Below are 22,796 nucleotides of genomic sequence, written 5' to 3'. Positions count from 1 at the left end.
AAGTAGGTTTAAAGACGATGGAATAACCAGGACGGGAAAACAGTCTACCCGAATCCCTGCAGTGCCACAATTAATCGTTTCCGATTGTCTGCCTGCCACCGTATTGACCGACAAAATATTACCCGATTTGCCGGCGGCGGAGGTTGATACAAGTCACACTTTTGTTGAATCGAGTCAGCTATTACTCGCGGGCTTTGATTTGCTGCCAGGCAGCTTCCATCTGTTCGAGCGTCGCGTCCTGCATCGCCAGCCCTTGATCGGCAATATTCTGCTCAACCTGACGGAAGCGGCGTTCGAATTTGTCGTTGGCTTTTTGCAGCGCGATCTCGGCTTTGCTACCCAGATGCCGCGACAGATTCACCGTGGCAAACAACAGGTCGCCAATTTCCTCTTCCAGCTTCTGTTGATCGATTACCGCCTGCTTAGCCTCATGCATCACTTCGTCGATCTCTTCATACACTTTGTCCAGCACCGGCCCAAGCGTATGCCAGTCGAAGCCGACGTTACTGCAGCGCTTCTGAATCTTGTGCGAACGCATCAAAGCTGGCAGCGCGCGCGGGATATCATCCAGCGCCGAATGCTGCGCTTTCTCCGCCCGCTCGCGGGTTTTAATCTGCTCCCAGTGAGTCAGCACATCCTGACTGCCGCTAACCTTCACGTCGGCAAAAATGTGCGGATGGCGGCGTTCCAGCTTATCGCTAATAGTGTTGCAGATATCGTCGAAGTTGAAGCGCCCTTCTTCATTGGCCATCTGCGCATAAAACACCACCTGGAACAGCAAATCACCCAGCTCGCCCTGCAGATCGTCAAAATCTTCACGGCTGATGGCATCCAGCACTTCGTAGGTTTCTTCAAGGGTGTAAGGCGCGATGGTGGCGTAAGTCTGCTCGCGGTCCCACGGGCAACCGCCTTCAGGATCGCGCAGGGTTTTCATGATGCCCAGCAGGCGATCGAGTGCATTCATAACATTTTCCATAATCAGATTGGCAAGAACTGACAGCCAGAGGGTTGTCGTTCTTGATGTGAACGTATCTTTAACAACGTCGTGGCGTAACTGTCGCAGTCAGGTTGCGTCCCGCCAGCGCACAGGCCTGGGAGCATACATGAGTATGTGACCTGGACGAGCACTGCCGGGACGCAAACTGGCAAGTAAAGTCGCCACCTGACAAATTAATGCAAGCGCCTGGCGTCGATGATGTCTGGAACCTGGTTCAACCGCGCAATCACCCTTCCGAGCACCTGCTGGTTGTAGATCTCAATATCCATATCGATGGTCGCCAGCTGCTTTTTGGTGTCGCTGCGGCTGGAAACACCCAGCACGTTGACCTTTTCATTGGCCAGAATGGTGGTGATATCGCGCAGCAGGCCGCTACGATCGTTGGCGGTGACGCGCACCACCAGCGAATAACCGCTGGAGTAGCTTTCGCCCCACACTGCATCAACAATCCGTTCCGGCGCATGCGAGGTCAGATCGGTCAGCTGATCGCAGTCGGCGCGGTGGATCGAGATCCCGCGTCCCTGGGTGATAAAGCCGACGATATCGTCGCCCGGAATGGGCTGGCAGCAGCGCGCGATATGGTGCATCAGATTGCCGACGCCTTCGACCACCACCCGGCCACTCTCTTTGCTGCGCGGTGCCGCTGATTTCTGCGTGAGCTGACGCAGCGCCTCGCGATCTTCTTCCTCAGCACTGGGCTTGTGCAGCTTCGACTGCAGGAAGTTGCTCATCTGGTTGAGGCGGATATCGCCACCGCCGATGGCGGCCAGCAGCTCGTCCAGCGAGTTAACGTTGTAGCGCGGCAGCAGCAGCTTCTCTGCCTCTTTCATGCTGATATCAAGATGGTCCAGCTCGCTGTCGAGGATCTGACGACCCGCCACCACGTTCTTGTCACGATCCTGCTTACGGAACCAGGCATGAATTTTTGAGCGCCCGCGGCTGGTGGTGACATACCCGAGGTTCGGGTTCAGCCAGTCGCGGCTTGGGTTCGGCTGCTTCTGGGTGATGATGTCGATCTGGTCGCCCATCTGCAGCTGATAGGTAAAGGGCACGATGCGCCCGCTGATCTTGGCACCGATGCAGCGGTGGCCGATATCGCTGTGGATATGATAGGCAAAGTCGAGCGGGGTTGAACCCGCAGGCAAATCCACCACGTCGCCTTTCGGGGTAAACACATACACCCGATCGTCAAACACCTGGCTACGCACCTCATCCAGCATTTCGCCGGAGTCCGCCATCTCTTCCTGCCAGGCAATCAGCTTACGCAGCCAGGCAATACGTTCTTCATGACCTGCCGCACCGCGCGCATTGCCGCCGGTGCCACCCTCTTTGTATTTCCAGTGCGCGGCGACGCCCAGCTCGGCATCTTCATGCATCTGGCGGGTACGGATCTGCACTTCAACGGTTTTGCCTTTCGGCCCCAGCACCACGGTATGGATTGACTGGTAACCGTTCGGTTTCGGATTGGCGACGTAGTCGTCGAATTCGCTGGGCAGATGGCGATAGAGCGTGTGCACAATCCCCAGCGCACCGTAGCAATCCTGCAGGCGTTCGGCCACGATACGCACCGCGCGCACGTCAAACAGCTCGTCAAAGGTCAGCGACTTTTTCTGCATCTTGCGCCAGATGCTGTAGATGTGTTTCGGACGACCATAGACTTCTGCCTTGACGCCCTCTTTCACAATCTCCGTGCGCAGGGATTGCACAAAGGTATCGATGTAACCTTCACGATCGATGCGCCTTTCATGCAGCAATTTGGCGATGCGTTTGTATTCGTCGGGATGCAGATAGCGGAAGCAGAAATCTTCCAGTTCCCATTTGAGCTGGCCGATGCCGAGGCGGTTCGCCAGCGGCGCGTAGATATTGGTACATTCTTTCGCCGCCAGCACGCGCTCATCTTCCGGCGCATCCTTCACTTCGCGCAGGTGGGCGATGCGCTCGGCGAGTTTGATCACCACGCAGCGGAAATCTTCCACCATCGCCAGCAGCATCCGGCGGACGTTATCCACCTGCTCAGGCGCCATGGAATCATTGTGGGTGGCTTTCAGCTGGCGGATGGCGTCCATATCACGCACGCCGTGCACCAGTGAGACAATGGCTTTACCGAAGTGCTCTTCCAGCACCTCTTCAGAGACGACGTGGGTGTTGGCGAGTGGGAACAACAGCGCAGCCCGCAGGCTTTCGTTGTCCATACTGAGCATTGAGAGGATTTCCACCATCTCAACGCCCCGCCACAGCAGCAACGCCGCGTCAGGATGATTCCGGGTGGCTTCTTCGCAATAGCGCCAGGTCTCGGCCAGTCGTTCACATGACTGCGGATTAGAGATCCCCAAACTGGTGATCCATTGGTCGAGTGCAAACTCGCCAGCCGTATTCAAATGTGCACTTCTTACCGCAACCATATCCTCTCCTGCCTTGACGCCCGTCCGGGCGCCTATTTTCGGCTAAATAACACCATGGATTCCACGTGCCCGGTATGCGGAAACATATCAAGCAGCGTAATCCTTTCCAATTGGTAGCCGGAGGTCAGAAGACTCTGACTATCCCGAGCAAGTGTAGTCGGATTACAGGAAACATAGACCACGCGTTCGGGCGCAAGTTTAATGATGTGATCCATCACGCCTGCCGCCCCGGCACGGGCCGGATCCAATAACACCTTGTTAAATCCCTCTGCGGCCCATGGCTGCCGCGTCACGTCCTCTTCCAGGTTGTGCTGAAAGAAGCTGACATTATTCAGATTATTCAGGGCGGCATTATAACCACCCTTTGCCGCTAATGCTGCAACACCCTCCACACCCGTAACATTTTTAACGACTTTTCCTACAGGCAGCGTGAAGTTTCCCATGCCGCAAAACAGGTCAAGCACCCGATCTTCCGGTTGTAAATCGAGCCATGCTAACGCCTGGCTTACCATTTGCTCGTTCAGCGCGCCGTTGACCTGAATAAAATCGCGCGGGCTGAACGTCAGGGTCAGGTCATGGATGCGGTAGAACGGCATCTCCCCATTTACCTGCTCCAGCGTATCGCTTTCTGCTGCCAGGTATAACGCCACCTTATGCTTATGCGAAAACTGTTCCAGTTTTTCACGATCCTCAGCAATTAATGGCTCAAGATGGCGCAACACCAGCAGCGGGCCGTTATCGGCCAGCACCAGCTCGATATGCCCTAAGGTGCTGACTGCGTGTAAAGTGCTCAACACCTGATGCAGCGGCGCGATCAATGCATTAAGTTCGGGCTTTAAAATAGGGCATTGCGTCAGAGAGACCAGATCGTTGGAGCCCGCCTTGCGGAATCCCATTTGCAGCGTTTTGCTGCGCGGCTGGTAGCTGAGGCCCAGCCGGGCACGACGGCGATAGCCATACGCCTCACCGGAAAGGATGGTATCGACCTCGGCCGGCTGACCGGTTTGCTGGCTCAACAGACGCGACAGCGCCTGGGCTTTGCTGCTCTGTTGTAAAGCAGGTGAGACGTGCTGCTGCTGGCAGCCGCCACATTCGGTGAAGTGCGGGCATTTTGGCGTGACGCGGTCCGGGCTGGCCTTGAGGATTTTGCGCGTTTTCCCCCTGGCCCAGGCGCGTTTATCTTCGGTGATATCGACTTCCACCTGCTCACCCGGCAGCGCGCCTGCGATAAACAGCGCTTTACCATTATGCCTTGCCACGCCCTGGCCAAATCCATCGAGGTCATTAACCGTCACTATGATGATCTGGCGGGTCGTCACGCGCCGTTTTGCAGAGTAGAATTGCGCCATTATTCGCCTGTCCCGAAAGTAATCAGCTGTGTCAGCCACTAAAAATCGTGCGTAGCCTACACCAGCATACGGATTAATTCGACCCGCGTGATGGCCGGGCGAAAGAGATTTTCTTAAGGAAGTTTATGACCAAATATAGCCTGCGGGCACGGATGATGATTTTAATACTGGCCCCGACGCTGATGATTGGCCTGTTATTAAGTACGTTTTTCATCGTACATCGCTATAACGAGCTGCAGAAACAGTTAGTGGACGCGGGCGCCAACATCATCGAGCCGCTGGCGGTCGCCAGTGAATATGGCATGACCTTCCACAGTAAAGAGTCGGTCAGGCAACTGGTTAGCCTGCTGCACCGTCGCCACTCGGAAATCGTCCGCTCTATTTCGATTTTTGACGCGCAAAATCAGCTATTCGTCACCTCGAACTTTCATACCGACGCCGATAAGCTGCGGCTGCCGGCCGGGCAAAAACTGTCGAATTTATTCAGCTATCAGCGTGAGGGCAATTCGGTCATTCTGCGCACGCCAATTGTCTCTGAAAGCTATTATCCCGACGAGTCACCCGGCGAAGATGCCAAACCCGACGGCAATCCCCTCGGCTATGTGGCGATTGAATTAGATCTGCAGTCGGTGCGTTTGCAGCAATATAAGGAGGTATTTGTCTCCACCCTGCTGCTGCTGCTCTGTTTGTGTCTGGCGATGTACTTTGCCTATCGCCTGATGCGCGATGTCACCAGCCCGATCCGCGATATGGTCAGCACCGTTGACCGCATTCGTCGCGGTCAGCTGGACAGCCGGGTCAACGGCAATATGCTCGGTGAGCTGGATATGCTGAAGAACGGCATCAACTCGATGGCCATGTCGTTAACCGCCTACCACGAAGAGATGCAGCAAAATATCGACCAGGCTACCTCCGATCTGCGCGAAACGCTGGAGCAGATGGAGATCCAGAACGTGGAGCTGGATTTAGCCAAAAAGCGCGCGCAGGAAGCTGCGAGGATCAAGTCCGAGTTCCTGGCAAATATGTCGCACGAGTTGCGCACGCCGCTGAACGGCGTGATCGGCTTTACCCGCCAGACGCTGAAAACCCCGCTGAATATTACCCAACGCGACTATCTGCACACCATCGAGCGGTCGGCCAATAACCTGTTAAGCATCATCAACGACGTGCTGGACTTTTCCAAGCTGGAAGCGGGCAAGCTGGTGCTGGAAACCATCCCGTTCCCGCTGCGCGACACGCTGGATGAAGTGGTGGTGCTGCTGGCGCAGTCGGCCCATGAAAAAGGGCTGGAATTAACGCTCAGCATTCAGCCGGAGGTGCCGGATAACACCATCGGCGATCCGCTGCGTCTGCAGCAAATCATCATCAATCTGTTAGGCAACGCGATCAAATTTACCGAGCGGGGCAACATCGATATCCGTATTGAGCTGCGTTCGCTGAGCACTAACCGGGTGAATCTGGAAGTGCAGATCCACGATACCGGTATTGGCATCTCCGAGAAGCAGCAGTCGCAGCTGTTCCAGGCGTTCCGTCAGGCCGACGCCAGCATTTCCCGTCGCCATGGCGGAACCGGGCTTGGGCTGGTGATCACCCAGAAGCTGGTGAACGAAATGGGTGGGGAAATCTCGCTGCACAGCCGGATGAATCAGGGTTCCACCTTCTGGTTCAATATCAACCTGGCGCTGAATCCGAATGCCAATAGCGATCGTCGGGCGACGGACTGCCTGATCGGCAAACGCCTGGCGTATGTTGAAGCCAACAGTGCCGCGGCAAAAGCGACGCTTGAAATGCTCGGCGCCACGCAGATGAACATCAGCTACAGCACCACGCTGGATGGCCTGCCGGACGGGCATTTTGATGCCCTGCTGCTGGGCCTGCCGGTGACCAAACAGGCCGACCGGGAAATCTCCGCCGAGCTGCTGCTGCCCGCCTTGAAACGCGCCGATAACCTGATCATGGCCCTGCCTTGCCAGATGCAGATTTATGCCGAGGAGCTGAAGTCTCGCGGCGTCAACGCCTGCCTGATTAAGCCGGTCAGCCTGACGCGTTTGCTGCCGGTACTGATTGAGAACCACACCCGCGAAGCGGTCTACCTCCCTGCCCGTCTGCGCCTGCCGCTGACGGTGATGGCGGTGGATGATAATCCGGCCAACCTCAAGCTGATTGGCGCGCTGCTGGAAGAGCAGGTTGAAAATATCGTGTTGTGCGACAGCGGTGAAGCGGCGATCAAGCAGGCGCAGCAGCGCAATCTGGACATTATCCTGATGGATATTCAGATGCCGGATATCGACGGCATCCGCGCCAGCGAAATCATCCGCAGTTACCCGCAGCACGCTTCCACGCCGATTGTGGCGGTGACCGCCCATGCGCTGGATGGTGAGAAAGAGCACCTGATTGAAGCCGGGATGAACGACTATCTCGCCAAGCCGATTGATGAAGCCAAACTGAGCCAGCTGCTGGCGCGCTATACGCCGGGATTACTGGCGGTGGCGGCGAAACTGCAGGATGTTCCGGCGTCGCTGGACTGGCAGCTGGCGCTGCGTCAGGCGGCGAATAAGCCGGATTTGGCGCGCGATCTGCTGCAAATGCTGGTGGACTTCCTGCCGGAGGTGAAGGGGCTGGTAGAGAGTTATATGGCGTCTGACGATACGCTGGCGCTACGTGACATTATTCATAAGCTGCACGGCAGCGCCAGCTACAGCGGCGTGCCAAGGCTGAAGCAGCTTTGTCTGCAGCTTGAACAAGGCCTGCGCGCCCATGACAGCATTGATGCGGTGGAACCGGAGCTGTTTGAACTGCTGGATGAGATGGAAAATGTGGCCAGACTGGCGAAAAATCGGTTGAGTCTCTAAGCCCGGATGGCCGCTAAACAGCGGCCTGATAACCGTCAGAGTTTTTGCCCTATTGCCAGCGTCGCCGCAATATTGCGCGCGCTTAAACGCACGTTTTCGGCGGCATTATCCAGCGCTTCTTCCAGCGTGCAGATGCTGTAAATCACGCTGAACACCGCGTCCAGACCATGCTGATGCACGATCCCCACGTCTTTGGTCAGGCTGCCCGCAATACCAATCACCGGTTTGTTATAGCGTTTCGCCACCTGAGCCACGCCAATAGGCACTTTACCGTGAATGGACTGGCTGTCGATTCGGCCTTCACCGGTGATCACCAGCGTCGCATCCTTCACCAGCGCATCCAGCCCTAACGCTTCGGTAACGATTTCGATACCGCGACGCAGTTCTGCCTGGCAGAAAGCGTGCAATGCCACGCCCATGCCGCCCGCCGCGCCGCCGCCGGCAATGGTCAGCACATCTTTATCCAGATCGCGGCGGATCACCCCGGCGTAATGCGCCAGCGCGCTATCCAGCTGTTTCACCAGTTCTGGCGTTGCGCCTTTTTGTGGACCAAAAATGGCCGACGCGCCTTCTTCACCCAGCAACGGATTGGTGACATCGCAGGCCACTTCAAAGCGACAGTGTTTAATGCGGGAATCGAACTGGCTCATATCAATGCGGGCCAGGGCCGGCAGCTGTCCACCGCCATAACCAATCTGCTGGCCGTCCGTGTCCAGCAACTGTGCACCCAGCGCCTGCACCATCCCGGCACCGCCATCATTGGTGGCGCTGCCGCCGATGCCAATAATAAAGTGCTCAACACCCTTATCCAGCGCGTTACGGATCAGCTCGCCGGTGCCATAAGAGGTGGTGATCAGCGGATCGCGCTGGGCGGCCGGCACCAGCTCCAGCCCGCTGGCCGCCGCCATCTCAATAAATGCGCAGCTTTCGTCACCGGATAAGCCGTAAAAAGCGCTCACCGTTTCGCCCAGCGGGCCAGTGACATCAAGCTCAATTATTTTGCCTTTGGTTGCCGCTACCATCGCCTCGACAGTTCCCTCTCCGCCATCTGCTACCGGCAGCTTAACGTAGTGCGCGTCGGGAAATATCTCGCGAAACCCCAGCTCGATCTGCGTGGCGACCTGCTGAGCCGACAGGCTCTCTTTATATGAATCCGGTGCGATTACTATTTTCATACGGTTTCCTGGCGCGTTGACCTGGCCTCAACCAAAAGTGCAGATACCGGCCTGCGGACAAGCCGGACCATAGGCTATTTAGTGATTTCCACTTTCGCTAACTTCTCATAGTAGCAAGCCAGCGCGCTGTGGTCGGACGTGCCCATGCCATCGGCCTTCACCGCCTGCATCATCTCCATCACCGCCGCCGTTAATGGCAGCTGCGCGCCCACGCCATGAGAGGTATCCAGCGCATTGGCTAAATCCTTGATATGCAGATCGATACGGAAACCAGGCTTGAAGTTGCGATCCATCACCATCGGCGCTTTGGCTTCCAGCACGGTGCTGCCGGCCAGACCGCCACGGATCGCCTGGAACACCAGTTCCGGGTTCACGCCCGCCTTGGTAGCCAGCGTCAGCGCTTCGGACATGGCGGCAATGTTCAGCGCCACAATCACCTGATTTGCCAGCTTGGTGACGTTACCGGCACCAATATCGCCGGTGTGCACCACCGAGCCCGCCATCGCTTTCATGATGTCGTAGCACTGATCAAACAGCTCTTTATCGCCGCCGACCATCACCGACAGCGTGCCTTCAATCGCTTTCGGTTCGCCGCCGCTAACCGGCGCATCCAGCAGCGAGATGCTTTTCTTCGCCAGCTCATCGTGAATTTCACGGCTGGCCAGCGGCGCAATGGAACTCATATCAATCACGATAGTGCCCGGTTTTGCGCCCTGGATCACGCTGTCTTCACCGAGCAGGGCTTCTTTCACCTGGGGTGAGTTAGGCAGCATGGTGATGATCACATCGCTCTGCTCGGCCACTTCTTTCGCGCTGCCGGCCACCGTCGCCCCCAGGCTTACCAGCTCAGCTTCGTTTTCGCGGTTATGGTCGCGAACCACTAACGAGTAACCTGCTTTCACCAGGTTTTTGCTCATGGGTTTGCCCATGATGCCCAGACCAATAAAGCCAATTTTCATTTTTTCTTCTCCAGATTCGGGGGATTATTTTTTGAAGCGGTCGCACAGCGCCTGCGTGGCACCACGGAAAACGCCAACGTCGCTGCCTACAGCAACAAATCCAGCACCCCACTCCAGATAACGACGGGCATCGGCTTCGACCGGCGCCAGGATACCGCTTGGCTTGCCAGCGGCTTTGGCCCGCTCGAACAGGTATTTGATCACTTTCAACACTTCCGGATGCGCGGGCTGGCCGAGGTAGCCCAACGCGGCGGACAGGTCGCCAGGGCCGACAAAAATGCCGTCCACGCCGTCGACCGCAGCAATCGCATCAATGTTGTCGACGCCCAGCTGGGTTTCAATCTGCACCAGCACCGTCACGTTATCGTTGATGGTGTTGTTGTAGTCCGGCACCGTGCCGTACATGTTGCTGCGGTGCGAAACTGAGACGCCACGGATCCCGGCTGGCGGATAACGGGTGGAGGCGACCGCGCGGATGGCTTCCTCTTCGGTTTCGACAAAAGGCACCAGGAAGTTGGAGAAACCGATATCCAGCAGGCGTTTGATGATCACCGGCTCGTTGGTCGGTGGACGTACCACCGGCGCACTGTGGCTGCCTTTCAGCGCCATCAGCTGCGGCACAAAGGTGGTGATGTCATTCGGCGCATGCTCACCGTCCAGCACTAACCAGTCAAAACCGGCCAGCCCAAGCACTTCCGTGGTCAGCGGGTTAGCCATGGCACACCAGCTGCCAATTAAGGTTTCACCGGCCAGCAGGCGCTGACGGAAGCTGTTGGGGTTGTTTACGTAGCTCATCAGTAACTCCTGTGAAAGAAAATTAGCGCACCAGACACGGGCGTTTATTGTCGAAGGTCCAGTTCGGCACCAGGAACTGCATGGCCTGCGCATCGTCGCGCGCGCCCAGTCCGTGCTTCAGATAGAGCTGGTGAGCCTGCATGACTTTATCCATATCCAGCTCCACGCCCAGTCCCGGTTGTTGCGGAACCTGCACCCGTCCGCCTTTAATTTGCAGCGGTTGTCGGGTCAGTCCCTGATTGCCTTCCTGCCAAATCCAGTGGGTATCGATGGCGGTAATTTTGCCAGGCGCGGCGGCGGCCACATGGGTGAACATCGCCAGCGAAATATCGAAATGATTATTGGAGTGCGAACCCCAGGTGAGGCCAAAGTCATGGCACATCTGCGCCACGCGAACCGAACCTTGCATGGTCCAGAAGTGCGGATCAGCCAGCGGAATATCGACCGACTGCAAGGACAAAGTATGGCCCATCTGCCGCCAGTCGGTGGCAATCATATTGGTGGCGGTCGGCAGTCCGGTTGCCCGGCGGAACTCGGCCATCACTTCACGGCCGGAATAGCCCTGCTCGGCACCACAGGGATCTTCCGCATACGCCAGTACGCCCTTCAGCTGCTTGCCCAGCGAAATCGCCTCGTTAAGTGACCAGGCGCCGTTCGGATCGAGGGTGATCCTCGCCTGCGGGAAGCGTTTAGCCAGCGCGGTCACCGCTTCGGCCTCTTCGCTGCCTGCCAGCACGCCGCCTTTTAGTTTGAAATCGTTAAAGCCGTATTTCTCGTAGGCCGCTTCAGCCAGCCGCACGACCGTTTCCGGGCTCAGCGCTTCCTGATGGCGCAGGCGATACCAGTCGCAGCTGTCTTCGGGCTGACTTTGGTAAGGCAAGTCGGTCTTACGGCTGTCGCCGATGTAGAACAGGTAGCCCAACATTTCGACCTGGTCGCGCTGCTGACCGTCACCGAGCAACGAAGCCACATTAACGCCGAGGTGCTGACCCAGCAGATCCAGCAGCGCCGCTTCAATGCCGGTAACCACATGAATGGTGGTGCGCAGATCGAAGGTCTGATTTCCCCTGCCGCTGGCATCACGATCGGCGAAAGTTTCGCGCACGTGGCTCAGCAGGTTTTTATATTCGCCCAACCCGTGGCCGATAATCAGCTGCGCCGCGTCTTCCAGCGTTTTACGAATTTTCTCGCCGCCGGGAATTTCACCCACGCCCGTGTGCCCGGAGTTGTCTTTGATGATCACGATATTGCGGGTGAAAAACGGCGCGTGCGCGCCACTCAGATTCAGCAACATGCTGTCGTGACCAGCCACCGGGATAACCTGCATTTCTGTGACTAACGGGGTTCCTGTCATCGCGTTCATAACTCTTCCTTACCTGTCAGGGTTCAGCGTCCAAAGGCCGGACGTTTACGATCGAAGGTCCAGCCGGGGACCAGATACTGCATTGACGTGGCGTCATTACGTGAGCCGCCAGGCAACGTTTTGTAGAGTTCGTGGGCCTTCTCGATTTGCGCCCAGTCCAGTTCAACGCCCAGCCCCGGTGCGTCCGGGACCGCAATTTTGCCCTGGCGGATCTGTAATGGATTTTTGGTCAGGCGCTGGTCGCCTTCCTGCCAGATCCAGTGGGTATCAATGGCGGTCGGTTTGCCCGGCGCTGCCGCAGCAACGTGGGTAAACATCGCCAGAGAGATGTCGAAATGGTTATTAGAGTGGCAGCCCCAGGTGAGGCCCCAGTCGTCACAGAGTTGTGCCACGCGCACCGCGCCGCTCAACGTCCAGAAATGCGGATCCGCCAGCGGGATATCGACCGAATTCAGCATCACCGCGTGATTCATCTCGCGCCAGTTAGTGGCAATCATATTGGTGGCGACCGGCAGACCGGTAGCGCGGCGGAATTCCGCCATCACTTCGCGGCCGGAGTAGCCCTGCTCTGCGCCGCAGGGATCCTCGGCATAGGTCAGAATGCCCTGCAGGTCTTTGCACAGCGTGATGGCTTCATCCAGGTGCCAGGCACCGTTTGGATCAACGGTGATGCGCGCATCCGGGAATCGCTTCTTCATCGCTTTGACGGCATCGATTTCCTGCTCGCCAGGTAAAACGCCGCCTTTCAGCTTGAAGTCCCTGAAGCCATATTTGTCCTGTGCGGCTTCCCCCAGGCGAACAATGGCGGCGCTGTCCATCGCCTTTTGATGACGCAGGTGATACCAGTCGTGGCCAGATTTCTCGCCCGCCAGATACGGCAGATCGGTTTTCTCCCGGTCGCCGACGTAGAACAGGTAGCCCAGCACCGTCACTTCATTGCGCTGTTTACCGGGGCCAAGCAGTTCAGCCACCGGCACATTCAGGCATTTGCCCAGTAAATCCAGCAGCGCGGCTTCCAGCGCAGCCACCGCGTTAACCCGCAGTTCGAAGGTCCAGGCGCCTTTGCCAAAGGTATCGAAGTCGGCAGACTGATTGCCTTTGTGCACCTGCTGCACCAGGCTGTTCATCCTGGCCACTTCTTTACCGATCACCTGCGGGATGGCATCGACCAGCGTCTGGTAAATGGTTTCGCCGCCTGGCGCTTCACCGACGCCGGTGTGCCCGGCGCTGTCCGTTAACACCACAATGTTGCGGGTGAAGAAGGCGCCATGCGCGCCGCCGATGTTCAACAGCATGCTGTCGTGGCCCGCCACCGGAATGACTTTCATCTCAGTAATGACAGGGCTGCTTTGCGTGGTCATAACGCGTCCTTACAAAGGTTTCAGTTCGATGCGTTTGATATCCTGTACCAGCACCAGATAGCTCAGCACGGCGACAAAGGCATGGATACCCACATAAATCAGCGCACCGTTGTAGGAGCCGGTAGACGCAATGATGTAGCCGATGGCGATTGGCGTAATGATGCCGGAGATGTTGCCGAACATATTGAACAGACCGCCGCTCAGGCCACTGATCTCTTTCGGCGCGGTATCCGCCATCACCGCCCAGCCCAATGCACCAATCCCCTTACCGAAGAACGCCAGCGCCATAAAGAACACCACCACCCATTCGGTATCAACGTAGTTACACACCACCATCGAAATCGACAGCAACATGCCGAGCACGATCGGGGTTTTACGGGCGATATTCAGCGAGCCGGTTTTGCGCATCAGCCAGTCGGAAATAATCCCGCCCAGCACGCCGCCAAGGAAGCCGCAGATCGCCGGGATTGAGGCAACCATCCCGGCCTTCAGAATCGACATACCGCGCGCCTGCACCAGATAGACCGGGAACCAGGTAATAAAGAAATAGGTTAAGGCGTTAATGCAATACTGACCCAGGTAGATGCCGACCATCATACGCGAGGTGACTAACTGTTTGATTTGATGCCTTTTCTCAGCCCAGCTCACCTTACGCTCTTCTTTTTTCTGATCCATATTGATCAGCGCACCGCCCTGCTCCATGTACTCCAGCTCGGCTTTGTTCACGCCCGGATGGTCGTTTGGATCGTGGATCACTTTAAGCCAGATAAAGCTGAGGATGATGCCGAGGCCACCCATAAACCAGAACACGTGCGCCCAGCCAACGGAAGAGACCAGCCAGCCCATAATCGGCGCGAAGATCACCGTGGCGAAGTACTGTGCGGAGTTAAAGATAGCGACCGCGGTGCCGCGCTCCTGCGCCGGGAACCAGGCCGCAACAATACGGCTGTTGCCCGGGAAGGAAGGTGCCTCTGCCAGGCCGACCAGGAATCGCAACATAAACAGCGTGACGATAATGGTGAAGCCGCTGAACAGATCCACGAAGCCTTGCAGTAAGGTGAACAGTGACCAGAGGAAGATACTCCAGAAGTAGACGCGTTTAGACCCGAAGCGGTCCAGCAGCCAGCCTCCCGGAATTTGGCCAACCACATAGGCCCATGAGAATGCGGAGAAGATGTAACCCAGGCCTACCGAGCTGAGCCCGATATCCTTGGACATGGCGGAACCGGCAATGGCGATGGTCGCCCGGTCGCCATAGTTGAAAGAGGTGACGATAAATAACATCACCACTATCCAGTAGCGAGCATTTGTTCTTTTTTGCACGGCGCTCGCAGCACTACTGATTGAATTCATGATGCACTCCTGAAATATAGCGGTCAGGCTACTTTCACTCTGAACTGCATACACATCGCGTTGGGTATCAGAATGATGTTGGGTTAAACACAGCGATTAATTTGGCAGAATAGTTTTCACGCAGCGTGGCAATATCTCATCGTTCTGTTCGCTAAAAAGTATAGGAATAGCCCAAACGGAATACATCGGTAATTAGCCCTATAAAAAGCCATAAATATTCATATTCTTATGGCATATGCACAACCCCTTGCGGGGTGGCTCACGGAACCCGACCGTTCTGCGTGGGCGGTCACAGTCCGGTGGCTTTCCCCTTGCCTTTGTGAGCGCTCTCACTGATATCTGTACGTATGCCAGAAAAAGTCCTGCTCATCCGCCAGTATGTCGGACATCTGCATAATGTTTTCCACCGGGCGGGCTTTTATACTGTTTGGCAGCAGAATACGATTCAGGCACAAAAGGACGCATCGTTCATCACGGAGAGAATAAAAGACGCTTACCTTACTTATTTTCAGGAATTGTCGAGCAATGAACATTCAAAAAAACGATCCGCCCCTTTATATAAAGGTCCATGAGAACGATAACGTTGCCATCGTGGTAAATAATAACGGCCTGGTGGCGGGAACTGAATTTCCTTGCGGGTTGGTACTAAAAGAACATATTCCTCAGGGTCACAAAGTGGCTCTCAGTGATATTGCCAAAGGCGCGAATATTATTCGTTATGGCGAAGTGATTGGCTATGCGGTGAGGGATATCTCACGCGGTGGCTGGATTGACGAATCGCTGGTGGTGCTGCCCGAAGCGCCGGAGCTGTCCAGCCTGCCTCTCGCTAACAATATTCCCCCGGCATTGCCGCCGCTGGAAGGCTATACCTTTGAAGGCTACCGAAATGCGGATGGCAGCGTCGGCACACGCAATCTGCTGGCCATCACCACCAGCGTTCACTGCGTCGCGGGCGTGGTCGATTATGTGGTGAAGATCATCGAGCGCGACCTGCTGCCCGCGTTCCCGAACGTTGATGGCGTGGTGGCATTAAATCACCTGTACGGCTGTGGCGTGGCGATCAACGCACCCGCGGCCGTCGTGCCGATCCGCACCATTCACAACCTGGCGCTGAACGCCAACTTCGGTGGAGAAGTGATGGTGGTCGGTTTGGGCTGCGAGAAACTTCAGCCTGAGCGCCTGCTGGAAGGCACGCCCGACGTGCAGACCATTTCGCTGGGCGAAGAAGATGTTGTGCGCCTGCAGGATGAAAAGCATATCGGATTTGAGTCGATGGTCGACGATATCCTGCAGGTGGCCCGTCGGCATTTGCAGCGCCTGAATCAGCGGCAGCGCGAAACGGTTCCGGCTTCGGAATTGATTATCGGTATGCAGTGCGGTGGCAGCGACGCCTTCTCCGGCGTGACCGCGAATCCGGCCGTAGGCTATGCCTCTGATTTGCTGGTGCGCTGTGGAGCCACCGTGATGTTTTCTGAAGTAACGGAAGTGCGTGATGCTATTCATCTGCTGACGCCACGGGTGATCAATGAAGAAGTGGGCAAACGCCTGCTGGAAGAGATGGCCTGGTACGACGACTACCTGAATATGGGCCAGACTGACCGCAGCGCCAACCCTTCGCCAGGCAATAAAAAAGGCGGGCTGGCCAACGTGGTTGAAAAAGCGCTGGGATCGATCGCTAAATCCGGCCGCAGCCCGATTGTAGAGGTGCTTTCGCCAGGGCAGCGTCCGACCCGACGCGGGCTGATCTACGCCGCCACCCCGGCCAGTGATTTTGTTTGCGGAACGCAGCAGATGGCGTCCGGTATTACCCTGCAGGTGTTTACCACCGGACGCGGTACACCCTATGGCCTGGCCGCCATCCCGGTGATCAAAATGGCGACACGCAACGCGCTGGCCGACAGATGGTTCGACCTGATGGATATTAATGCCGGAACGATTGCCACGGGAGAAGAGAGTATTGAGCAGGTGGGAACGCGCTTGTTTGAGCTGATTCTGGATATTGCCAGCGGACGCAAACAAACCTGGTCCGATCGATGGGGTATTCACAATGCGCTGGCGGTGTTTAACCCTGCGCCAGTCACCTGATTGACGGCTGAGAAAAACAGCGAGCGCATCCGGCTGTTAATGCCTGGATGCGCCCGACCCAACCGGCGTCGGGAAAAGCGTCAACGGTTTAGCCGATCTGCTTTGCCCAGTCTTCAATCCACGGAGAAGTGATCTCTTCCGGTTCCGGGTTCTCAGTCGCATCCACTAACAGCACCTCACCCACGCGTTTAGCACTGTGTTCCTGCAACAGGGCATCAAACTTCTTGCCACCGCCACAGAAATCTTCGTAGCTGCTGTCGCCCAACGCAATCACACCGTACTGCAACGTCGGCTGATGGCCCAGCTTGTCTTTGATGGCATGAAACAGCGGAGCGATGCTGTCCGGCAAATCACCCTGACCGGTGGTGGAGGTGATAATCAGCGCCACATGATCGGCATAACGCTGCCAGTCATCCAGCGTCGGATCTTCAAAAATCTTAACCTGATGTCCCTGGTCGATCAGCAGAGGTTCAGCCTCTTCCGCCACCAGCAGCGCATTACCGTAAACGGTGCCTACAAAAATACCTACCTGAGCCATGCTTTTCTCCATTGCTGGCGCTTATTCTGAGGGACTATCCTGCAGGTTAGCCGCCACAAACTCAACCCTTGGGATATACGGAAGGCACTCCTGCCAACAAAAGGCGGTCATGCACCCTTGCCACACCGAATCGAGGCCGGCACGCAGTACCAGCGGTTCACCGGTAACCGGGTGCAGCAGACTCAACTCGCTGGCATGCAGCATCAGACGCTTCATGCCGAAGTGCTGCGCCGCGCTGCGGTTTTGTTTCAGATCGCCGTGCGCGCTGTCGCCGATAATCGGATGGCGAAGATGGCGTAAATGACGGCGCAGCTGGTGTTTGCGCCCGGTTTCAGGCTTGAGTTCGACCAGGCTGAAGCGCGAAGAGTCGTAACGACTGACCGCGACCGGCAGCTCTGCTTTGGCCAGCGATTTCCAGTGGGTTACCGCAGGCTGTGGCGCTTTGTCCGGGTTAGCGAATTTATCAGCGATTTTGTCCAGCTCTTCGGTCAGCGCATAGTCGAGGGTCTCTTCCCCTTCCAGCCAGCCTCTGACCACCGCATGGTAGGTTTTCTGCATCGCATGCTGTTCGAACTGTTGCGACAGCAGGCGCGCTACCTCGCTCGATAACGCCAGCAGCAGCACGCCGGACGTCGGGCGATCCAACCGGTGTACGGTGAAAACATGCTGACCAATCTGGTCGCGCAGGGTCTGCATCACGAACACCGTTTCATGGCGATCTAACCAGCTGCGGTGGACCAACCAGCCGGCCGGTTTATTGACGGCAACCAGCCACTGGTCCTGATAAAGGATCTCAAGCATCAGGCATCATGCTCAAACAGATCATCCAGCGCGACAAGGACATGCAGCAGGCTGGTGCGCTCGGGCATATCGGCTTCAAGGGCCATTTCGTAATACGGCGCGAGGGCTAATTTCACCGGCAGTTCGGTGCCGGCATCGATCAGCGCATGCATTCTTGGCAGGAAGATCCACTGAAGCCATTGCAGCGGCATCATGGTATCGACGCAGAAAGGTTCCACGCTGTTGAAAGCCTCGCTTTCAGGTGGGATGGACTGCCACAGCCCTTTATCGTGCAGTAGTTGTTCAATCGCCTGAAGGCGAAGCAGAACCTGTTGTTCGCGGCTCATTGGCTGCTCCCTGTTATCCGGTTTTTAATGGCCGCAAGCATACCACTCGCGCCCGGATTGGGAAAATAGCGACAAAAAAAAGGAGCACTGTAATAACAGTGCTCCCGGTTCGTTTGCAGCAATCCCGCCACGCTAATGCTCCCTGCTCGTCCTTGATAACTTTGTCCCCAGTTTTCCTTACAAATCACCTTTCTGGTGATAATCCCTTGCGTCCTGTCTCGCTATCGTCTTTGACAGCTCACTTCTCCATCCTGGAGGTGTCCCTGATCTCATCCTGAGACATCCTTTCTTCATCCTGAAGATTTCCTTGCAACCTCATCCAGAGGGGGTCCTGACTCAATCCTTAAGTCACAGAATCCGTTCTGATTAGGCTATTTTGCCAAATTGACATAAGCAAACAATATGGCTGGCGTTAAAATCCGGGGTAATTGAGGTGAAGCTGGCAAGGTGGAAGCACTATCGCGTTGATTAATAATCAATTAGTGAAAAAACCTGTTCATATGCCCGCGATATTTCTAGCGATCTCTCACAGCGAGTGTGAGAGATGTCTCACAGAAAAATTACCCTTTTCGGCCTGCCGGCAGTTCAACCTGCAACTCAGCGATAAACTGTTCCAAATCAGGCGCTAGCAGACTGCGCTTTTCCGTTCCCAACTGCTCCAGAATCACTTCGCCGGTCAGATTGCAGACCGAAATCACTTCCAGCTCCGAATCCGTGGTGGCGATAAACAGCGTTGGCGACTGTTTCAAGCGACGCTTCATCACCAGATGGCCGATAAGATTTTCCTGCACCCGCAGGTAATCCTCTTCGCTCCAGGTTTGCAGCAAGGTGCAGGCTTTTCCGCCAAACGTGGCCATCATATCGCCCGCAAATTGCGTACTGTACCAGGCGGCAACGGAAGGCTGGATGCGGAACTCAATGGCGCGTTCAACCGCTTCGAGGTTCTGCGCCAGAGTGAACGGCTGCGGCAGCCAGTAAAGTTCGTCGGCACCGGTCTGCTGCACGCAAGGTGAAGGCACACCCAGTAATTCCACGCTGGCTGGCGGATGGCCGCATACACGGTCCCATTCGTCACAATATTTTTGCGTAAACTCGGTTAAGGCACGGCTGGTTTCTTCAATCATTCTTTTTTCACTCTCTGTAGCCTGAGTTACACTAAGGCTATCTCTGCATTCTGCTCTACCGCCTGCAAACGGCAGGCCATAAGGTTATTACGATGTCTTTAACGGATCCACATCAGGCGCTAAGCAACCTGACGCTCGGCAAGCCAACAGAATACCACGATAAATACCAACCCTCTTTACTGCAAGCCGTTCCGCGCAGCATGAATCGCGAACCTCTGGGTCTGTATCCCGATAGCCTGCCCTTCCACGGTGCCGATATCTGGACACTGTATGAGCTGTCCTGGCTGAACGCGAAAGGCCTGCCACAGGTCGCGGTGGGCGAAATCACCCTGCAGGCCGACAGCGTCAACCTGATCGAATCCAAAAGCTTCAAGCTCTATCTGAACAGCTTCAATCAGACCAAATTTGCCGACTGGGGCGACGTGCGGGCCGCGCTGGAACGCGACCTCAGCGCCTGTGCTGAAGGTAAGGTCACCGTCGCCCTGTTCCGCCTGCAGGAAGTGGAAGGCCAGCCGATTGGCCATTTTGCTGGCTCCTGTATTGATGAACAGGATATCGAAATTGATAATTACCAGTTCACCACGGATTACCTTGAGCAGGCAACGCAGCCGGAAATTGTGGAAGAGCAGCTGGTCAGCCATTTGCTGAAGTCTAACTGCCTGATCACCAATCAGCCCGACTGGGGCTCGGTGCAGATCAGCTATCGCGGGCCGCGCATCCAGCGCGAAGCTCTGCTGCGCTACCTGGTCTCTTTCCGCCATCACAACGAATTTCACGAACAGTGCGTCGAACGTATTTTTAACGACATCCTGCGCTTCTGTAAGCCGGAAAAGCTCAGCGTCTATGCCCGTTATACCCGACGCGGTGGCCTGGATATCAACCCATGGCGCAGCAATGGCGAGTTCAGACCGGGGCATTCTCGGCTGGTCCGCCAGTAATCCACGAAGTTTTGCGCGCCGCGCCGCATAAGCATCGCGCGACACCTTGTTAAATCCCTGCTGACAAGGCTACTCTGGAGTGGGCTCAGGTAATCACCGGGCTCAGGGATTTTACTCTCCGCGTCCGGCCTGTTTTAGCGGGTCAGACCATGGAGTGACGATCACCCGGATGGGTGTAAAGGAGTTAATTTGATTACACATGTCAGCCCGTTGGGCTCAATGGATCTGCTGTCTCAACTGGAAGTCGATATGCTGAAGCAGACTGCCAGCAGCGACCTTTACCAGTTATTCCGCAACTGTTCTCTTGCCGTACTTAACTCCGGAAGTCAGACCGACAGCAGCCATGAGTTGCTTTCTCGTTTTGAGAATTTTGATATCAACGTCCTGCGTCGTGAGCGCGGCGTGAAGCTGGAATTGATCAATCCACCGGAAGAGGCCTTTGTTGATGGCCGGATTATTCGTTCCCTGCAGGCCAACCTGTTTGCGGTGCTGCGCGATATTCTGTTTGTAAACGGCCAGCTCAACAGCAACGAACGTTTCCAGAATCTGGATATTGAAGACACCGTGCAGCTGACCAATATGGTGTTCTCAATCCTGCGCAACGCCCGTGCGCTGCATATTGGCGAAGAACCCAATACCGTGGTGTGCTGGGGTGGCCACTCAATTAACGCGGTGGAATATCAATACTGCCGTAATGTCGGCTCGCAGTTAGGTTTACGTGAGCTGAATATCTGCACCGGCTGTGGGCCGGGTGTGATGGAAGCGCCAATGAAAGGCGCGGCGGTGGGCCATGCTCAGCAGCGCTATAAAGAAGGTCGCTTTATTGGTCTGACCGAGCCGTCCATTATTGCCGCTGAGCCACCGAACCCGCTGGTCAATGAGCTGATTATCATGCCGGATATTGAAAAGCGCCTTGAAGCGTTTGTCCGTATCGCCCACGGCATCATCATCTTCCCAGGCGGCGTAGGAACGGCTGAAGAGCTGCTTTACCTGCTGGGTATTTTGATGAATCCGCACAATCAGGATCAGGTGTTGCCGCTGATCCTGACCGGCCCCAAAGAGAGTGCAGACTACTTTAACGTGCTGGATGAATTTATCGTCAGCACGCTGGGCGAAGCGGCCCGCCAGCACTACACCATCATCATTGATGATGCGCCGGAAGTGGCTCGACTAATGAAGCAAGCGATGCCGAAAGTGAAAGAGCACCGCCGTGAAACGGGTGATGCTTACAGCTTTAACTGGTCGATTCGTATCGCGCCGGATCTTCAGGTGCCGTTTATGCCAACGCATGAAAATATGGCCAACCTGAATCTTCACCCTGACCAGCCTGCCGAGCAGCTTGCGGCCGCGCTGCGCCGGGCTTTCTCGGGCATCGTTGCCGGGAACGTGAAGGATATGGGCATCAAGGCGATTAAAGAAAAAGGCCCGTATAAGCTGCATGGCGATCCGGAAATGATGCGCCGCATGGACGATTTGTTACAGGGATTTGTTGCTCAACACCGCATGAAGCTGCCGGGCACGGCCTACATCCCCTGCTACGAAATCATCAAATAACACTCCCAACCGGAGCGGCTCTTGGGTCGCTCCGCCTTCGTGGTACTTATGACTATTCATTTGCTGATTGTTGATGCCCTGAACCTGATCCGCCGTATCCATGCTGTGCAGGGTTCCCCGTGCCAGGAAACCTGCGTCAACGCCCTGCACCAGTTAATCCGCCACAGCAATCCCACCCATGCGGTGGCCGTGTTTGACGATGACGAACGTCATGAAGGCTGGCGACATCAGCTGCTGCCGGGCTACAAAGCCGGCCGCACGCCAATGCCGGACAGCCTGCATGAGGAGATGCCGCTGCTGCGCGCCGCTTTCGCTGCCGCTGGCGTGGCCTGCTGGCAGGTTGCCGGTGAAGAAGCAGACGATCTGGCGGCCACGCTGGCTTGCAAAGTGGCGGCTGGCGGCCATCAGGCCACCATCGTTTCGACCGATAAAGGCTATTGCCAGCTGCTGGCACCCGCGATCCAGATCCGTGATTATTTCCAGAAACGCTGGCTGGATGTGCCTTTTATCGACGCGGAATTTGGCGTGTCGCCCGCACAGCTGACCGATTACTGGGGGCTGGCAGGCATTAGCAGCAGTAAGATCCCAGGCGTAGCGGGAATTGGTGCCAAAAGCGCGGCGGAGCTGTTAAGGGAGTTTGGTACGCTGGACGCTGTCTATCAGCAGCTTGCCTCGGTGCCGACAAAGTGGCAGAAGAAGCTTCAGGAACATCAGCAGATGGCAGAGATTTGCCGGCAGGTCGCCACGCTGAAAACGGATTTGGTGCTGGAAGGGAATCTGAAAGAGTTACGCTTGCCCGATCGCATCTGACCGCCCGGCCATGG

The 22,796-nt window shown here is 56.3% G+C and carries 18 protein-coding genes; 5 read left to right on the top strand and 13 right to left on the bottom strand.

Translation table 11 applies throughout. From position 1 onward, the window contains the following. Nucleotides 1-181 precede the first annotated feature (181 nt). The 3 genes from mazG to rlmD all read right to left on the bottom strand — a co-directional run bounded on the left by mazG (nt 182) and on the right by rlmD (nt 4,748). A complete protein-coding gene (mazG, locus tag ACXKZG_RS04935) occupies nt 182-964 on the bottom strand; it encodes a nucleoside triphosphate pyrophosphohydrolase (protein ID WP_488875793.1) in 783 nt (260 codons plus the stop codon). Nucleotides 965-1,170: 206 nt separating this feature from the next. Next, on the bottom strand, nt 1,171-3,399 hold the full coding sequence (gene relA, locus ACXKZG_RS04930) for a GTP diphosphokinase (protein ID WP_013203562.1): 2,229 nt from the start codon (nt 3,397-3,399) through the stop codon (nt 1,171-1,173). A gap of 32 nt (nt 3,400-3,431) precedes the next feature. Then, nucleotides 3,432-4,748, bottom strand: a complete 1,317-nt coding sequence (gene rlmD, locus ACXKZG_RS04925) for a 23S rRNA (uracil(1939)-C(5))-methyltransferase RlmD (RefSeq protein ID WP_013203563.1) — start codon at nt 4,746-4,748, stop codon at nt 3,432-3,434. A 125-nt stretch (nt 4,749-4,873) separates the two neighbouring features. On the opposite strand from rlmD, the gene barA reads away from it, so the two are divergent. Continuing rightward, nucleotides 4,874-7,600, top strand: coding sequence for a two-component sensor histidine kinase BarA (barA, locus tag ACXKZG_RS04920; RefSeq protein WP_488875792.1), 2,727 nt, complete (start codon nt 4,874-4,876; stop codon nt 7,598-7,600). A 35-nt stretch (nt 7,601-7,635) separates the two neighbouring features. Here the strand turns inward: barA and ACXKZG_RS04915 are convergent, their stop codons facing one another. The 6 genes from ACXKZG_RS04915 to ACXKZG_RS04890 all read right to left on the bottom strand — a co-directional run bounded on the left by ACXKZG_RS04915 (nt 7,636) and on the right by ACXKZG_RS04890 (nt 14,606). Continuing rightward, a complete protein-coding gene (locus ACXKZG_RS04915) occupies nt 7,636-8,775 on the bottom strand; it encodes a glycerate kinase (RefSeq protein WP_346567055.1) in 1,140 nt (379 codons plus the stop codon). 74 nt (nt 8,776-8,849) lie between these two features. Then, nucleotides 8,850-9,734: a 2-hydroxy-3-oxopropionate reductase gene (gene garR / locus ACXKZG_RS04910; protein WP_013203566.1), complete on the bottom strand. Its 885-nt coding sequence runs from the start codon at nt 9,732-9,734 to the stop codon at nt 8,850-8,852. A gap of 24 nt (nt 9,735-9,758) precedes the next feature. Beyond that, the gene (gene garL / locus ACXKZG_RS04905) at nt 9,759-10,529 is read right to left on the bottom strand and encodes a 2-dehydro-3-deoxyglucarate aldolase (protein WP_013203567.1); all 771 of its coding nucleotides are present in this window, start codon (nt 10,527-10,529) and stop codon (nt 9,759-9,761) included. Nucleotides 10,530-10,551: 22 nt separating this feature from the next. Further along, nucleotides 10,552-11,892: a glucarate dehydratase gene (gudD, locus tag ACXKZG_RS04900; protein WP_471721068.1), complete on the bottom strand. Its 1,341-nt coding sequence runs from the start codon at nt 11,890-11,892 to the stop codon at nt 10,552-10,554. A 23-nt stretch (nt 11,893-11,915) separates the two neighbouring features. After that, complete coding sequence (locus tag ACXKZG_RS04895) at nt 11,916-13,253, bottom strand: enolase C-terminal domain-like protein (RefSeq protein WP_488875791.1); 1,338 nt, start codon at nt 13,251-13,253, stop codon at nt 11,916-11,918. Nucleotides 13,254-13,262: 9 nt separating this feature from the next. Beyond that, nucleotides 13,263-14,606, bottom strand: coding sequence for an MFS transporter (locus ACXKZG_RS04890; RefSeq protein WP_488875790.1), 1,344 nt, complete (start codon nt 14,604-14,606; stop codon nt 13,263-13,265). Between the two features lie 525 nt (nt 14,607-15,131). Between ACXKZG_RS04890 and garD the strand changes: the two genes are divergently transcribed. After that, entirely contained in the window at nt 15,132-16,691 is a 1,560-nt protein-coding gene (gene garD, locus ACXKZG_RS04885; protein WP_013203572.1) for a galactarate dehydratase, read from the top strand. A gap of 88 nt (nt 16,692-16,779) precedes the next feature. Here the strand turns inward: garD and ACXKZG_RS04880 are convergent, their stop codons facing one another. From ACXKZG_RS04880 to syd, 4 genes are all read right to left on the bottom strand, one after another. Continuing rightward, nucleotides 16,780-17,229, bottom strand: a complete 450-nt coding sequence (locus ACXKZG_RS04880; protein WP_013203573.1) for a flavodoxin — start codon at nt 17,227-17,229, stop codon at nt 16,780-16,782. A gap of 21 nt (nt 17,230-17,250) precedes the next feature. Further along, nucleotides 17,251-18,030 (bottom strand): tRNA pseudouridine(65) synthase TruC, encoded by a 780-nt coding sequence (gene truC / locus ACXKZG_RS04875; RefSeq protein WP_488875789.1) that lies wholly within the window; start codon nt 18,028-18,030, stop codon nt 17,251-17,253. Then, nucleotides 18,030-18,356, bottom strand: a complete 327-nt coding sequence (locus ACXKZG_RS04870; RefSeq protein ID WP_013203575.1) for a YqcC family protein — start codon at nt 18,354-18,356, stop codon at nt 18,030-18,032. The genes truC and ACXKZG_RS04870 overlap by 1 nt, the downstream gene beginning before the upstream one ends. A 560-nt stretch (nt 18,357-18,916) precedes the next feature. Further along, nucleotides 18,917-19,480, bottom strand: a complete 564-nt coding sequence (gene syd / locus ACXKZG_RS04865) for a SecY-interacting protein (protein ID WP_488875788.1) — start codon at nt 19,478-19,480, stop codon at nt 18,917-18,919. 92 nt (nt 19,481-19,572) lie between these two features. On the opposite strand from syd, the gene queF reads away from it, so the two are divergent. The 3 genes from queF to xni all read left to right on the top strand — a co-directional run bounded on the left by queF (nt 19,573) and on the right by xni (nt 22,782). After that, entirely contained in the window at nt 19,573-20,418 is an 846-nt protein-coding gene (gene queF / locus ACXKZG_RS04860; protein ID WP_013203577.1) for an NADPH-dependent 7-cyano-7-deazaguanine reductase QueF, read from the top strand. Between the two features lie 189 nt (nt 20,419-20,607). Beyond that, nucleotides 20,608-21,972, top strand: a complete 1,365-nt coding sequence (ppnN, locus tag ACXKZG_RS04855) for a nucleotide 5'-monophosphate nucleosidase PpnN (protein ID WP_013203578.1) — start codon at nt 20,608-20,610, stop codon at nt 21,970-21,972. A gap of 48 nt (nt 21,973-22,020) precedes the next feature. Continuing rightward, complete coding sequence (xni, locus tag ACXKZG_RS04850) at nt 22,021-22,782, top strand: flap endonuclease Xni (protein ID WP_488875787.1); 762 nt, start codon at nt 22,021-22,023, stop codon at nt 22,780-22,782. Nucleotides 22,783-22,796 lie beyond the last annotated feature (14 nt).

Source organism: Erwinia sp. 2186 (genome assembly GCF_057812255.1).
Note: the sequence above shows the minus strand (reverse complement) of the source record. Positions and strands in the feature narration are given on the sequence as shown.